Here is a 15,140-nt window from a genome sequence, read left to right on the forward strand (position 1 = left end):
TTTTGATCTTGATCTTAGGCGCCCCGTTAAACCACGCTGGCCGAACGCAGGTAGTACGGAGCGGGTAAACCGGCAGGACGCCGGTTTAGCCGCGACGGGGCAGGGACGCCCCGTCGCGGCGGCCCGCTTCGTGCTACCGGAGCTGAGGGCACACCGAGCCTAAGCGAGGTGCCGAGTGGTGGGGCAAGAGCGTTTTGCTTACTTTTGCGCTGTTCAAAAGTGAGCCGCTGTAAGAGCGGAACCCTAAGCAGCCGCTACCGCAATAACGGATATACACACAAAACCCCCAGCAAAAAAAAGCCCCGCGACCGAATGCGGCCACGGGGCTAAAAATTGGCTGGATGCGACCAACCAAAGGAGCTCTTTAAGTCACATCACTTCGCACTGGCGATCGTGGTATCCGGCTGCCACCCACCACCCAACGCCTTGTAAATCGCGACAATCCCGCGATACAGATCCACCTCGGCCTGAGCCTGTGAATCCTCGGCGGCCAAACGCTCACGCTGCGCGTCCAGCAACACCAGGAAGTCCACAGTCCCCTCGCGGTAGCGAATCTGCGCCAGATCCGCAGCAGCACGGCTCGACTCACTCTGCCGAATCAGCGAAACCAGACGCTGCTGGCGTTTGCCGTAATCACTGAAGGCATTTTCCGATTCTTCCAGCGCCAGCAACACCTGCTGCTCATACGTCGCCAGAGCACCATCAGCCTCGGCATCCGCGCCACGCAACCGCGCCCGCACACTGCCAAGGTCAAACGCAGCCCAGGTAATGCTCGGGCCCAACGACCAGGCATTGGCCGCTGCCGAACCAATCTGCGAACCCCGCCCGGCGGTAAACCCGAGGAACCCACTGAGGCTCACCCGTGGAAACAGGTCAGCCTTGGCCACCCCAATCCGCGCCGTGGCCGCTGCCAACTTACGCTCGGCACTGAGAATGTCCGGACGACGTTGCAACAGTTGCCCCGGATCGCCAATCGGCAGCGCCTTGGCAATCGCCGGCAAGTCTTTCGGGCTCAAGTCCACGGTCAACTTGTCCGGGCGCTCGCCCAGAAGGGTAGCGATGCGATTACGTTCGCGTACCTCTTCGGCCTGCAGTTGCGGCACGCTGGCTTCTACAGCCGCCAGACGCGCATCGGCACGCACCACGTCCAACTGATCACCGACACCGGCATCCCGCAGGCTGACAGTGATGGAGCGCGAATCTTCCTGGTTCTTCAGGTTGGCCACCGCGATTTTTTCGCGCAGTTGCGCGCCCCGCAGTTGACCGTAAGCGTCCACCAGCTCGGCAATCATGGTGACTTGCAGCTGATACAGATCGGCTTCGGCAACCTGTTGGTCAGCGTCGCTGGCCTCCAGGTTGCGGCGGATGCGCCCGAACAAATCCACTTCCCAGGCCATGTCCAGGCCCAGGTCATAACGCTCGCTGTTGACGCGCTGGGTGGTCTGGCCCGGAATCTGGCCTTTGCCCACATCGCTGCTGACGCGGCTGGTGATCACCGGCATCACGTCGTTGGCGGCGTCGTCACGAATCGCCCGGGCCGCCCGCAGGCGGGCAAATGCCACTCGCAGGTCACGGTTACCGTTCAGCGATTGAGTCACCAACTGGTTAAGGGTCGGGTCCTCGAACTGCTGCCACCAGATGCCTTCGAACTTTGCGTGGTCGTACTGCTTGGCGTCGGCGGCGGCCGTTACGTTGGCCGCCTCCAGTGGCTGGGTTTTATAGTCCGGGCCCACGGCACAGGCGCTCAGCGCCAGTACCAGCAAGCTCGGCAAAAAGACTTTCACGCTCATTGCTGTGTCTCCAGCTTCAAGGCTTTGGCCGCTTTGCGCGCTTCACCGCGTTCGACAAACCGGCGGATCAGTACATAGAACACTGGCGTCAGCAGCAGACCGAAGAAGGTCACGCCGATCATCCCGGAGAACACCGCCACGCCCATCGCATGACGCATCTCGGCACCGGCACCGCTGGACAACACCAGAGGCACTACACCCATGATGAAGGCGAACGAGGTCATCAGGATCGGCCGCAGACGCAGACGGCAGGCTTCCAGTACCGCAGCCAGCGGGTCGAGGCCTTCCTGCTGTTTATCCTTGGCAAACTCGACGATCAGAATCGCGTTTTTACAGGCAAGCCCCACCAGTACGATCAAGCCGATCTGGGTAAAGATGTTGTTGTCGCCGCCCGAGATGATCACCCCGGTGATGGCCGACAGCAGGGTCATCGGTACGATCAGGATTACCGCCAGTGGCAGGCTCCAGCTTTCGTATTGGGCGGCCAGTACCAGGAACGCCAGCAGTACGCAGAGCGGGAACACGAACAGCGCGGTGTTGCCCGAGAGGATTTGCTGATAGGTCAGGTCGGTCCACTCGTAGGTCATGCCGTTGGGCAGTTCGTCTTTCAACAGTTTCTCGATCGCCACCTGGGCCTGGCCGGAGCTGTAGCCTGGTGCGGCGTTGCCGTTGATCTCGGCCGTGATGAAACCGTTGTAGTGCATCACGCGGTCCGGGCCCGAGGTGTCGCTGACCTTGATGAAGGTCGCCAGCGGGATCATCTCGCCTTTGTTGTTGCGCACTTTCAGTTGGCCGATCTGGTCTTCATCCTGGCGGAACTGTTGCTCAGCCTGCACGTTGACCTGGTAGGTACGCCCGAAGCGGTTGAAGTCGTTGGCATACAACGAGCCCAGATAGATCTGCAGGGTGTCGAAGATGTCGCTGATCGCCACGCCGTGGGTCTTGGCCTTTTCACGGTCGATGGCGGCATCGACCTGAGGCACGTTGACCGTGTAGCTGGTGAACAGGCCGAACAACTCAGGTACGCCACGGCTTTTGGTGATGACGTTCTGCACTTCTTTGTACAGCTCGTCATAACCCAGGTTGCCACGGTCTTCGACCTGCAGGCGGAACCCGCCAATCGTACCCAGGCCCTGTACCGGCGGCGGAGGGAAGATCGCCATGTAGGCTTCCTGGATGCTGCTGTACTTGCCGTTCAGTGCACCGGCAATCGCACCGGCAGACAGGCTCGGGTCTTTACGCTCATCGAACGGCTTCAAAGTCACGAACACGATGCCGTTGTTCGGGCTGTTGGTAAAACCGTTGATCGACAAGCCAGGGAAGGCGATCGCGCTTTCCACGCCGGGCTGTTTCATCGCGATGTCCGACATGCGCTTGATCACATCTTCGGTGCGGTCCAGGCTGGCGGCGTCCGGCAATTGCGCGAAAGCCACCAGGTATTGCTTGTCCTGGGCCGGTACGAAACCGGTTGGCGTGTGGGCAAAGCCCAGCCAGGTCAGGACCATCAGGCCGGCGTACAGGAACAGCGCGATGCCACTGCCGCGAATCACTCGGCGTACCGTGCCCACGTAACCATGGCTGGCTTTGTCGAAGAAGCGGTTGAATGGTTTGAACAACCAGCCACCCAGCAACTTGTCGAGGAACCTGGAGAAACCGTCTTTTGGTGCGTTGTGGCCTTTAAGCAATACCGCTGCCAGGGCAGGGGACAAGGTCAGCGAGTTAAACGCCGAGATCACCGTCGAAATCGCAATGGTCAAGGCGAACTGCTTATAGAACTGCCCGGTCAAGCCACTGATAAAGGCCGCTGGAATGAACACCGCACACAGCACCAACGCGGTCGCGATGATCGGGCCGGTCACTTCGCTCATGGCCTTTTCAGTCGCCTGGAAGGGTTCCAGTCCCAATTCAATGTTCCGCTCGACGTTCTCCACCACCACGATGGCGTCGTCCACCACGATACCAATCGCCAACACCAGCCCGAACAGCGACAGCGCATTGAGCGAAAAGCCGAACAGGTGCATCACCGCAAACGTACCGATCAACGAGACTGGCACTGCCACCAGCGGAATGATCGACGCGCGCCAGGTCTGCAGGAACAGAATCACCACCAGCACCACCAGGATCAGTGCTTCGAACAAGGTGTGGACCACGGCCTCGATGGAGCCGCGCACGAACACGGTCGGGTCGTAGGCGATTCGGTAATCCATGCCTTCCGGGAAGCTCTGTTTCAGCTCCGCCATCTTGGCGCGCACTTCATTGGAGATGTCGATTGCGTTGGAGCCCGGGCGCTGGAAGATCGGTATCGCCACGGCCGGCTGGTTATCGATCAACGAGCGCAGCGCGTATTGGCTGGAGCCCAGCTCAACCCGCGCGATGTCCTTCAGGCGCGTGATTTCGCCGTTATCGCCGGCACGAATGACGATATTTTCGAACTCTTCCTCAGTCACCAGGCGGCCCTGGGTATTGACCGACAGTTGGAAGCTGGTGTCGTTGGGCGCAGGCTGCGCGCCCAACGCACCGGCCGCCACCTGACGGTTCTGTTCGCGAATGGCCGTCACCACATCGGTGGCAGTCAGGTTGCGGGAGGCGGTCTTGTTCGGGTCCAGCCACACGCGCAGGGAGTAATCGCCCATGCCGAACAGCTGCACGTCGCCCACGCCGCCCAGTCGTGCCAACTCGTCCTTGATATTGAGGATCGCGTAGTTGGACAGGTAGAGCATGTTGTAGCGCTGGTCCGGGGAGGTGATGTGCACCACCATGGTCAGGTCGGGGGAGGCCTTGTCCACGGTGATACCGATGCGCGTCACTTCCTCAGGCAGTTTTGGCTGGGTCCGGGTTACACGGTTTTGCACCTGCACCTGCGCGTTGTCCAGGTCGGTGCCCAGGGCGAAGGTGATGGTCAGGGTCAGCTTGCCGTCGGCGGTCGACTGCGAGGACATGTACAGCATGTTCTCGACGCCGGTGATGGCTTGCTCCAGGGGCGCGGCCACGGTTTCACCGATGACTTTGGGGTTGGCGCCCGGGAAGTTGGCGCGTACCACTACGGTCGGCGGCACCACTTCCGGGTATTCGCTGATCGGCAACTGGAACAGCGAGATCGCACCGGCGATCAGGATCAACAGCGAAAGCACCGCTGCGAAGATCGGCCGCGAAATGAAGAACTTGGAAAAATTCATCTTGAGTTGTATCCCTTAACCGCGTGGAGTCGCGACGCTGGCGAGCTTGGGCGCGGCTTTATCCGGCGCCACTTGCTCCAGGTTGCTGGCTTCAAGCGCTTGTCGTTGTTGGGCCAGGGCGGCGAGGGTTTCCTTGCTGGCCATCGGGATGGTTTCCGGAGCAACCGGCGAACCCGGGCGAACGCGTTGCAAGCCCTTGACGATAATCGTGTCGTCCTTGGTCAGGCCGCTGCGCACGATGCGCAAGCCTTCGATCTTCGGCCCCAGTTCCACGGCGCGATAGGCTGGCTTGTCGCCGTCCATCACCAGCACGAACTTCTTGCCAAGGTCGGTGCCCACGGCCTCGTCGCTAATCAACACGGCGGAGTAAGTGCCGCTGCCGACCAGCTTCAAGCGGGCATACAGGCCAGGGGTGTATTCGCCCTTGCTGTTATCAAACACGGCGCGACCCCGAATGGTCCCGGTGGCCGGGTTGACCTGGTTGTCGACGAAGTTCATCTGGCCCAGGTGCGGGTTACCGGTTTCGTTGGAAAGGCCCAGGTACACCGGGGTGGTAGCGCCACGACGACCCTGGCGCGCGAGTTCGGTGTACTTGAGGTACACGCGCTCATCGGCGTCGAAGTAGGCGTAGACCTTGTCGGTGGAGACCACGCTGGTGAGCGCGGTGACATCGGCGGTCACCAAGTTGCCGGCGGTGATCTCGGCACGGCTTACACGACCACTGATGGGCGAGGTGACGCGAGTGAAGCTCAGGTTCAGCTTGGCCAGGTCCAACTGCGCCTGGATCCCGGCAACAGCGGCGCGGGCTTCCTGGGCGGCGGTGGTGCGCGAGTCGGCCAGTTCGGCAGAGATCGCATTGCTCTGGCGCAGGCGGTCGCCGCGCTGGGCTTCGTTATCGCTGCGGGTGGCGGCGGCGCGGGTTTGCGCGAGCTGTGCTTCGAGGCGGCGCACTTCAGCCTGGAATGGACGCGGGTCAATCTGGAACAGCAGGTCGCCTTTCTTGACCAGCGCGCCTTCGGTGAAGGCTACCTGATCAATCTGGCCCGACACGCGCGGACGGATCTGCACGGTTTCCGGCGCTTCGAGGCGGCCGGTGAACTCGTCCCACTCGTTGACCGGTTGTTCCAGCACCTTGGCCACGCTGACGTGGCTGGGTGGCATGGCGGCTGCTTGTTCCGGGGCCTTGCCGCAGGCGCTCATTACCACCACGGCCAAAATGGCCAGGGGAAAGCGCAAATGTTTGAGTGACTGTTCCATGAGGTACATCCGCCAATGTATTTAAGATGGGCGGATCATGCTCGGCGGGGTGCTATCTCACGAATCGAATGAAACAAAGGTAACTATCATTCGGAATGATATAAGCGTAGAGCAAGCCCTCTAGCATGCGGGTTTCGTTAGGGAGCTATCAATGCTGTTGATGACAAAGGACTGTTGCGCAAGATGCAAGGAACAGCAGGCCACACACACTGTCGAGCGTGTTCACTATTCAAATGTGCAGAGCGCGGGGTTGGTTGCCTTGCATTCGTTTTCTGCCCAGGCGCTGCCGACCGGTTTGGTATTGACTTGGGTTTTCAGGGTCATGCGCACCGGTTCATGGTTCTGATCCAGATAGTGGCAAGCGACAGAGGATGGACCTTTATTGCTTTGGATGAGCGCTTTTTCAAACTCGACCTGATGCAACTCCGACTGTTCCGTCATCGGGTTTTCCCCGGTCCATTGCTGGCCGCCGGGACCGGTGGCCGCATAGACAATCACTTCCCCGGTAGCGGTCTTTTTGAAAGCTTGTGTAAGCGCGTTCGTGGGCGGGCAGGCGCCAGTCGCTGCGTAGGCGTTGCCCGTCAAGGCCATCAGGGCAATCACGAGAGTTGAAGTTTTGTTGAACTGCCTATTCATCACGCGTGCTCCTGATCAGGCGAACTATACGTTGGCCGCATGCCACATGATCTGAAGACTAGCCCAAACAGGCAACGCCGGGCGGTGCTAAATCCACACGTCGTTGATCGCCGTCCGCCCCCCACCCACGGTGCCGGTGTTCAACACACCGCAGGGTTCGATCAACAGCAACTTGACCTCACCCTGTGCGTACGGCTTGTGCTCAACCCCTTTGGGCACCACGTACATTTCGCCTTGCCCGATCGTCACTGCGCCATCGTGAAAATCGATGCGCAGTGTGCCTTCCAGGACGATAAAGGTTTCATCGGTATCGGCATGGTCGTGCCAGATGAAGTCACCTTCAATCTTCACCACCTTGAACTGGTAGTCGTTCATTTGAGCGACGACCTTGGGCGCCCATTGCTCGCTGAACAGGGCGTATTTTTGCGCGAAGTTGATCGGTGCGTAATTCGTCGAGGCGGAGTTGACAGGCATTGGAGATTCCAGGGTTTCAAGTCATCGGAGCCTTACGTTAGGCCCAACGGCCCGCCGGATATTGAATGATCGTGCAGTGCGAGGGAGCCCAACTGTTGGCCAGGCAACAGCAATCGGGCAGTTGTGGTTTGCACGGGACAGCGCGACGCCACGTTGTGTTTTCATCCAATTGATTTTATTGATAATTATTTGTGGCATGGGCTCTGCAATACACAGGTGAACCCTTTCACCCGTCGCTTCGCGGAGCCCTGTATGCCTTGCACCTTTTTCTCGCGTTCACATTACATCTTGCTTGGCGCAGCGTTGTTGCTGGGCCACGCCGCCGTGTCCCAGGCCGCCGAGGGCGATGACGCGGTGCCGTCCCTCGCCGGCAAGCGCATCGCGGTGAGCATGACCGGCACCAGTCACTATTTCGATATCAAGGCGTTCCAGGCGCAAGTCGATGAGATCAAGCGCCTTGGTGGCACGCCCATCACCCTCGACGCGGGGCGCAATGACAAGAACCTGGTGACCCAATTGCAAACGGTGGTCACCCAGAAACCCGATGCCGTGATCCAGACCCTCGGCACTCTCAGCGTGATCGACCCGTGGCTCAAGCGCATCAGCAAGGCCGGCATCCCGCTGTTCACCATCGATGCGCCTTCGCAATACAGCCTCAACAACACCACCTCGGACAACGTAGCCACTGGCAAGGCCCTGGCTGACCAGTTGATCAAGGACGCCGGCGGCAAGGGCAAGATCCTGGTGTTCAACGGCTTCTACGGCGTGCCGGTGTGCGCGATTCGCTACGACCAGTTGAAGCTGGCGCTCAAGGACCACCCGCAGTTGGAGATCATCGAGCCGGAACTGCGGGATGTGATCCCCAACACCGTGCAGGATGCCTATTCCCAGGTGTCGGCGTTGCTCAACAAGTACCCGGCCGGCAGCGTCTCGGCGATCTGGGCGGCGTGGGACATTCCGCAACTGGGTGCGAGCAAGGCGTTGATCGATGCCAAGCGCACCGAGATCAAGACCTACGGCGTGGACGGCACACCTGAAGTGCTGGAGCTGCTTGGCCAGGCGAACTCGCCGGTGGGCGCGGTGGTCGCCCAGCAGCCGGCGCTGATCGGCAAGACTGCGGTGCAGAACGTGGCCCGTTACCTGGCCGGGCAGCGCGACTTGCCCAAGGAAACCCACGTAGCGACGCTGCTGACCACGGCTAACAACCTGGCGCAGGTTCAGCAACTGCGGGGTGATTGATGGCAGCGTTGCACTTGCAGCACCTGCGCAAACGTTTCGGCGCCACCCTGGCGCTGGATGATGCGAGCCTGAAAGTCGAGCGCGGCACCATTCATGGCCTGGTGGGCGAGAACGGTGCCGGCAAGTCGACCTTGATCAAGGTCCTGGCGGGCATCCACAAGGCCGACTCGGGGCAGTTGAGCATTGACGGCCAGCCGTATGCCGCGCTGTCACCACGCCAGGTGGATGCGCTGGGCGTGCAGTTCATCCACCAGGAGCGGCTGTTGCCGGCGAGTTTTACTGTCGGCGAGGCGCTGTTTTTCGGGCATGAGTTGCGCCGTGGTCCATTTGTAGACTGGCGCCGGCAACAGCGCGAAGCCGAGCGCTTGCTGGCGGAATACTTTGAACTGCAACTGCCAGCCGGCGCGCTGGTGGGCGAGTTGAACAGCGCCGAGCGCCAGGTGCTGCAAATCACCCGGGCATTGATTCGCAAGCCGAAGATCCTGGTGTTCGACGAGCCCAGCGTGGCGCTGGTCAAGCGTGAGGTCGACCAGTTGCTGCGGATCGTCAAGCGCCTGCGGGACCAGGGCTTGTCGATCCTCTACATCTCCCACTACCTGCAGGAAATCGACAGCCTCTGCGATGAGGTCACGGTGCTGCGCAATGGCCGCGATGTGGCGGTGGTGGAGCCGCGGCATACCTCCAGCGCGCAGATTGCGCGGTTGATGGTCAATCGTGAGGTGCAGGAAATGTACCCCAAGGCGCAGGTGGACCTCGGCGAGCCGTTGCTGCAAGTGCGCTCGCTGAGCCTGGCCCGGCGTTACCGGCAGATCGACCTGGAGCTGCGGCGGGGCGAAATCCTCGGCTTGACCGGCCTGGTCGGGTCGGGTGCCAAAGACTTGCTCAAGACCCTGTTTGGGGTGGTGCGTGCCGACAGCGGCAGCATCCATCTGGAAGGCCGTTTGTTGCGCCTGCGTTCACCCGGTAACGCCATCGCCCAAGGGATTGCGCTGGTGCCGGAAGAGCGCCGCAGCCAAGGGATTTCGCCCCTGCTCTCGGTGCTGGAAAACCTCACACTGGCCGGGCTTGAGCGCTTCAGCCGCTGGGGTTTGCTGGGCAAGCGCCAGGAACAGGCCGAAAGCCTGCGGCTGATCGACGAACTGGCGATCAAGGCGCCGGGGCCGCAGGCTGCGGTCAGCCAGTTGAGTGGGGGCAACCAGCAGAAGGTTGCCTTGGGCAAATGGCTGAGCCGGCGCTCGGCGGTGTACCTGCTGGATGAGCCGTGTGTGGGCGTGGATGTTGGTGCCAAGGTCGAGATTTATCGCCTGATCGGGCGCTTGGTAGAAGAGGGCGCTGCAGTGCTGGTGTTGTCTTCGGACCTGCCGGAGCTGCTGGGTATTTGCGACCGTATCCTGGTGCTGCATCGCGGCGAAATTGCCGGTGAATTCCAGGCAGGCGAAGCGGACAGTGATCAGCTGTTGGCGTGTGCCACGGGTGCGGTGCAACCCACAGTAGCTGTGCAGTTGAAACCGGAGGTGGCGCATGTCCCTGCTTGAAACTGCTGCGCCGGGCTTGTCCCAACGGCTGTGGGTGCTGCTATTAAGGCGTGGTTCTGTCGGCGTATTCCTTGCGATTTTGCTGGGGTTTGCCGTCGCCGCGCCGAACTTCCTGTCGGTGGGTAATATCGCCAATGTGTTCAGCCAGTCGGCGACCCTGGGTGTGCTTGCCTTGGGCCTGACCTGCGTGATTATCGGCGGCGGCTCCAACGTGGTGGCGGGTGGGCTCGACCTGTCGCTGGCGGCCAACCTTGGATTGTGCGCGGCGGTATTCAGCCGACTCAACAACGCCGGCCTCGACCTGTGGGCCAGCCTGCTGTTGACCTTGGGCTGCGGCCTGGCGGTCGGGCTGCTCAACGGCCTGGCCGTGGTGGTGCTGCGTTTGCCACCGTTGCTCGCGACCCTGGCGAGCATGAATGTACTGGCCGGGCTGGAACTGGTCCTGACCGAAAACACTGTGGTTTCCACCGACTCACCGCTGCTTGATGTGCTCAGTGGCGGGACCTGGCTGGCAGTGCCGGCACTCGCCTGGGTGTTGCTGGTGACGGCATTCGTCCTGACTCTGCTGATCCAGCACACGGCTTATGGTTTGCGCCTGCATGCCGTCGGCGAGTACCCGCACGCCGCCGAGGCCGCAGGAATTCGGGTGCCGGCCTATGTGCTTTCCAGCTATTTACTGTCGGGGCTCTGTGCGGCGGTGGCAGCCTTGTGTTCGGCGGCGTTTTTCAGCGGCAGCACCACCGGTTCCGGTGACATGTTGCTGTCGGTGGTCGCAATCGCCTTTCTCGGGGTGGTGTTTTCCCGGCGACTGGTCGCGAGCATGCCTGGCACCTTGCTGGCGACCTTGTTGATCGGTTTTTTGATCAACGGGTTTCAGTTGCTCAACCTGTCGAGCTTCTGGGTCAACGGCGTGCAGGGCGTGCTGATTTTGCTGGTGGTCGCGGCTTCCAGCGCATTGAGCCGGGGAGAGCATGCATGAGTCAGGTATCAACGCTGCAAGCACGTGGCGGCGGGTGGCGTGCGCTGTTGCCCCTGACATTGCCGCTGGTCTTCGTGGCAATCGTCGTGGTGTTTGCCTGGCAGGCCCCCGGGTTTCTGAGTGGCGGCAACTTGAAAAGCCTGGTGCTGAATAACTTCGTGCTGCTGGCGGTTGTCGCCATCGGCATGACCTACGCAGTGGCCGCCGGCGGCATCGATTTATCGGTGGGGACGGCGCTGGATTTCGCCAGCTTCAGCTTCGTGGTGCTGCTGAATGCCGGGCACGGGCTGGGTGTGGCAATTGCTGGAGCGTTGGCCGCCGGGCTACTGGTAGGGCTGTTCAATGCCGGGTTAATCGCTGGCCTGCGGATCAGCCCATTCCTGGCAACCCTGGGCACGTTGTTTATCGGCACCAGTGCCCAGCAGTTGCTCTCGGATGGCGGTCAGCCGATCTACATCGCCCAGGGCTTCAAGCCGGAACTGGCGAGCTTCAGCCCGTTGGGTGTGCCGTTGCCGTTGTTGATCGTGCTGGTATTGGCCGTGGTCTACGGCCTGTTGCTGGCCCGCGGGCGCCTGGGGCGAGAGTTGCTGGCCCAGGGCACCCAGCCGCTGCTGGCGTATTACTCCGGGTTGTCGGTGCGGCGCATCGTCACCACCACGGTACTGGCGGCGGCGCTGGCGTGTGGGGTGGCGGGGATTCTGCTCAGTTCGACGGTGAGCGCTTACGTGCCGCTGTCGGGCAATGCGTTTCTGCTGAATGCAATCGGCGCGGTGTTTATCGGCACCACGCTGAATCGTCAGGGCCGGGCGAATATTCCGGGTACGCTGCTGGGTGTGCTGTTTATCAATGTCATCGCCAATGGCCTGCTGTTGATCGGCTGGAATTTCTACTGGCAGCAGGTGGCCACGGGCGTGCTGATTTTTGTCGTGCTGGCCTTCAGCTTCCTGAGCCGAAGGATTGCCGAGCGCGCCTAGGGATCATTCAGCCTTGAGCAGCGTCATGCTGGTTTTGAGGAGGTTGGCAAGGTCGCTCTTGCTGGTAAAGAAGTAACCGTAATCCTGCAGGTAAACCACCGTGCTGATGGTAATGAATTTCGCACCGGTGCTGGTACAGCTCAGCTCCTTGGCGGAGCCACTCAGGTCCCCGTTGATCTTGCTGGCCGGCAACTCGCGCTTGATCACGCAGGAATCGGTACGTGGCAGCACCCGATCTTCTTCGGCGGTATTACGGTTCAACTCTTTCAAACTGAACCCCAGGGTTGCGCCCACAGGCATCTGTTTCCAGTCACCCGTGAAGCTGAGTTGTTCGACGTTGCTGGCGTGCGAGATTGCCAGTCCATCCCTTTTGGATTCAGCCTGGTAATTGAGATTGAACAATCCCCTGAACATCACTTCTTGTGTGGTCGAGTATTTGCCGACTTCACGAACGCGCAGTTGTGCGCTGTTTGCATCCGGTTCAATGAACAGTTCGGATTGCAGTTTGCCGGCGCCGAAGTCAGTTCTCATCACCAGGTGATGCAAGGACTTGTTGGCGCTGGGCAGGCCCAGTGCGGTGATGGCGTCGAGTACCTGCGCCGGGATGGCCGGCGGTGTTACGGTCTGGGGAACCTTGGTGCGGGACGCTGCAACCGGTAGCTGCTCAAGTGCAGCCGATGGCGCGCAGGCGGCCTTTAAAAGGGCCTGGATATCGGTGTCGGCGGTGCTGAAAGGTTGATCCTGAGGTGCAGTTTCCGTTTTGCCGAAGGTCACCACATTGCTGGGCGTGAGCCCGAACGTTGCCAGCGTGCGATAACTCTGGCGACTGCAACTGGCCTGCAAACGCATGCGTTGTTGCGCATAGGGCATCTTTTTCAGCTTGTTGATCAGAATAAGTGGTTCGTCGAAGGCGCCCCAGAACTGCAACTGGTCACCGGTGGTTTTCAGGCTGGCACGGTCGATCAACAACCAGCGCCCATCTGTTGCCCCGCTGACCACACGCCAGTCCGGGCGCGGCGTACGGGCACAGGCTTCGATAAAGCTGGGGTTCTGTTGCAGATTAACGACCACCGCTGCCGTCAGGTCGCGCATCACCGTGAACCGTTCGGGCTGACCGTTGGCGGCCAAGGTGCCGGGTGACTCGACGAACAGCAGGTTTGCCCCCGGCGTGGTGCACGAGGCGCGAATCTGCGCGATATCGGGGGTGGTGGCGGTTTTGGCCGAGGCGATCTGGGCCTGGTAGCTGAGATGGTCGCCATCGCGCAGGACCGAATCAGCCAGCAGCGGCTGTTTAAGCACCTCGCCAAACAGTGCTTCGCCATGCCTGGCGGTGCTTGAAGGCTGAAGGCTGCAACCACTGAGCAGACCAAGGGCGACAACAACCGCGATACGTTTCATGAACCTTCCTTGCCGATAGACGAAATCTCGATGAACAAAGGCTTTCGGCAGGGCGCGGCGGTTCTTTAGTGATGAATCACGGTGAAACACCCGGCGCAGGCGCCCCGGGTGCCTATTTTCGCGGCGCTTACTTTTCCCAGTCGGCCTTGGGAATCAACAGCCCGTGGTTGCCGTTATAGGCGGCACGCTCGGGTTGTTTCCAGCCCTCAAGCAGCGCGTCATCAAGGCGGTAGATCTCAACCCCCAGCGGGCGGCAGACCTTCAGCGGGTCTTCGGCATCCGGGCCCCACATCGGCAGTGACAGGTCGCCACCGGGGCAAGTGGAGAGGGCGCACAGCAGGTCGATTTCGGCGAAAAACTCCAGGTAGTCGCCCTGTTTGGCCGGGCAGGCTTTCATGAAGTACATGTCGTCGTGATTGAGGCCGGTGCACTGGAAGATGTTCAGCACATCGTGCACGTCAAACTCGGTCAGGCCATGGGGCAGCACCGCCCGGGTCAGGTTGGAGTGGCAGTGGTGGTGGAAGTCTTCACCGGTGAGCATCTTGTTCACGTAAGGGTCGCAGCGCGTGCCCAGCAAGTCGTGCAGGCGCCCGCCGTGTTCGTCGATGCCGTAGTCGGCCAGGCTGTCGTCGGTGATGGTGACCATCGGCCGCAAAAAGGGCAGGTTCGACCACAGGCGGTCGTAGGTAGTGACGTGGGCGCCTTGCAGTTGACGGGTGCGCGCCGCCCACATGCGTTCACGGGGGTCGTTGGCGCTCCACACGTTGAAGTCGCCGACCTGCGGACCAACCGGGGTGGTCACGCGGAACACATGGCCTGCCGGTACTTTCCAGGCGCGGCCGGTGCGGATCGGCACCTCGAATTGCACAATCAGGGTGCGGCCATCCCGGGACTCGCGCACGCGGTCATAGAAGGCTTTATCGACCTGCAAGGCAGCGCCTTTGCTGACTTGGTAGGCCGCTGGATAGTCCTTGTACATGGTGGGTCCTCGCTTCAGGGTTTTGGGATGCTGCTCAGGATGTCGAGCAGTACCGATTCGGAGTCGTTGAGGTAGCTGGCCAAGGCTTCCCCGGCAGCTTGCTTGTGGCCGTCAACCAGCAGTTCGTGGATCTGCCGGTCGCGTTCCAGCCAGGGTTTCTGGAAAGTTTCCTCGCTGGGCGCGTTGGAAAACACCAGGCGCATCTGGGCCGCAATATGGGTAAAAAACTCGTCCAGCAACGGGCTGCGCATCAGCCCGACGATATGTTGGTGAAAGCGCAAGCTGTGGGTACCGAAGGCCTGCCAGTTCTCGCGGTCCTGGGCCAGTTGGGCAGCCTCGATGGCGTCGAGCATCAAGTCGCACTGGTACTCGCGCAGTGGCTTGCTGGCCGCGATGGCCTGCAGCTCCAGGGTGCGCCGCACCTTGAAGATGTCGCGCACTTCATCCACCCCGAGGCGGCGCACGATCACGCCTTTGTTGCGCACGTAACTGGTCAGGCCTTCGCGGCCCAGGTGGTGCAACGCTTCGCGTACGGTATTGCGCGAGGCGTTGTAGGCGTTGACCAGCTCGCTCTCCACCAATGGCATGCCCGGGAGCAGGCGGCCGCCGATGATGTCTTCGCGCAGTTCGATGGCCACCTGGTCGGCCAGCGACAGGCTGGGTTCCTTGGCTTGACTCACGTGGGGCTCCTTGGGCTCACGCC

12 protein-coding genes are annotated in these 15,140 nt (G+C 61.1%); 4 read left to right on the plus strand and 8 right to left on the minus strand.

Going from position 1 to position 15,140, the window contains the following annotated elements:
- Positions 1–374: 374 nt before the first annotated feature.
- The 5 genes from CEC48_RS22440 to CEC48_RS22460 form a co-directional block, all read right to left on the minus strand.
- Complete coding sequence (locus CEC48_RS22440) at positions 375–1,790, minus strand: efflux transporter outer membrane subunit (RefSeq protein ID WP_088425741.1); 1,416 nt, start codon at positions 1,788–1,790, stop codon at positions 375–377.
- Positions 1,787–4,966, minus strand: coding sequence for an efflux RND transporter permease subunit (locus CEC48_RS22445; protein WP_088425742.1), 3,180 nt, complete (start codon positions 4,964–4,966; stop codon positions 1,787–1,789). Before CEC48_RS22445 ends, CEC48_RS22440 begins: the two co-directional genes overlap by 4 nt.
- Positions 4,967–4,981: 15 nt before the next feature.
- Complete coding sequence (gene mexE, locus CEC48_RS22450; protein ID WP_088425780.1) at positions 4,982–6,223, minus strand: multidrug efflux RND transporter periplasmic adaptor subunit MexE; 1,242 nt, start codon at positions 6,221–6,223, stop codon at positions 4,982–4,984.
- A 225-nt stretch (positions 6,224–6,448) separates the two neighbouring features.
- Positions 6,449–6,859: a DUF3757 domain-containing protein gene (locus CEC48_RS22455; protein WP_088425743.1), complete on the minus strand. Its 411-nt coding sequence runs from the start codon at positions 6,857–6,859 to the stop codon at positions 6,449–6,451.
- Between the two features lie 87 nt (positions 6,860–6,946).
- A complete protein-coding gene (locus tag CEC48_RS22460) occupies positions 6,947–7,333 on the minus strand; it encodes a cupin domain-containing protein (RefSeq protein ID WP_088425744.1) in 387 nt (128 codons plus the stop codon).
- A 252-nt stretch (positions 7,334–7,585) separates the two neighbouring features.
- Here CEC48_RS22460 and CEC48_RS22465 point away from each other — a divergent pair, with 252 nt between their 5' ends.
- Genes CEC48_RS22465 through CEC48_RS22480 form a run of 4 tightly spaced genes read left to right on the plus strand, consistent with a single transcriptional unit; the run spans position 7,586 to position 12,060 of the window.
- Positions 7,586–8,572, plus strand: a complete 987-nt coding sequence (locus CEC48_RS22465; protein ID WP_088425745.1) for a sugar ABC transporter substrate-binding protein — start codon at positions 7,586–7,588, stop codon at positions 8,570–8,572.
- On the plus strand, positions 8,572–10,107 hold the full coding sequence (locus CEC48_RS22470) for a sugar ABC transporter ATP-binding protein (RefSeq protein WP_088425746.1): 1,536 nt from the start codon (positions 8,572–8,574) through the stop codon (positions 10,105–10,107). The genes CEC48_RS22465 and CEC48_RS22470 overlap by 1 nt, the downstream gene beginning before the upstream one ends.
- A complete protein-coding gene (locus CEC48_RS22475) occupies positions 10,094–11,086 on the plus strand; it encodes an ABC transporter permease (protein WP_088425747.1) in 993 nt (330 codons plus the stop codon). Before CEC48_RS22470 ends, CEC48_RS22475 begins: the two co-directional genes overlap by 14 nt.
- Positions 11,083–12,060 carry an ABC transporter permease gene (locus CEC48_RS22480; RefSeq protein ID WP_088425748.1) on the plus strand — a complete coding sequence of 326 codons (978 nt, stop codon included), beginning with the start codon at positions 11,083–11,085 and terminating at the stop codon, positions 12,058–12,060. The genes CEC48_RS22475 and CEC48_RS22480 overlap by 4 nt, the downstream gene beginning before the upstream one ends.
- Before the next feature lie 3 nt (positions 12,061–12,063).
- Here the strand turns inward: CEC48_RS22480 and CEC48_RS22485 are convergent, their stop codons facing one another.
- The 3 genes from CEC48_RS22485 to CEC48_RS22495 form a co-directional block, all read right to left on the minus strand.
- Complete coding sequence (locus CEC48_RS22485) at positions 12,064–13,458, minus strand: hypothetical protein (RefSeq protein ID WP_088425749.1); 1,395 nt, start codon at positions 13,456–13,458, stop codon at positions 12,064–12,066.
- 127 nt (positions 13,459–13,585) lie between these two features.
- Entirely contained in the window at positions 13,586–14,437 is an 852-nt protein-coding gene (locus CEC48_RS22490; protein ID WP_088425750.1) for a DUF1989 domain-containing protein, read from the minus strand.
- 14 nt (positions 14,438–14,451) lie between these two features.
- Positions 14,452–15,117 carry a GntR family transcriptional regulator gene (locus tag CEC48_RS22495; RefSeq protein WP_088425751.1) on the minus strand — a complete coding sequence of 222 codons (666 nt, stop codon included), beginning with the start codon at positions 15,115–15,117 and terminating at the stop codon, positions 14,452–14,454.
- Between the last annotated feature and the right edge of the window lie 23 nt (positions 15,118–15,140).

Origin of the sequence: Pseudomonas sp. K2I15, assembly GCF_002204795.1 — a bacterium.
Taxonomy (GTDB): Bacteria; Pseudomonadota; Gammaproteobacteria; order Pseudomonadales; family Pseudomonadaceae; genus Aquipseudomonas.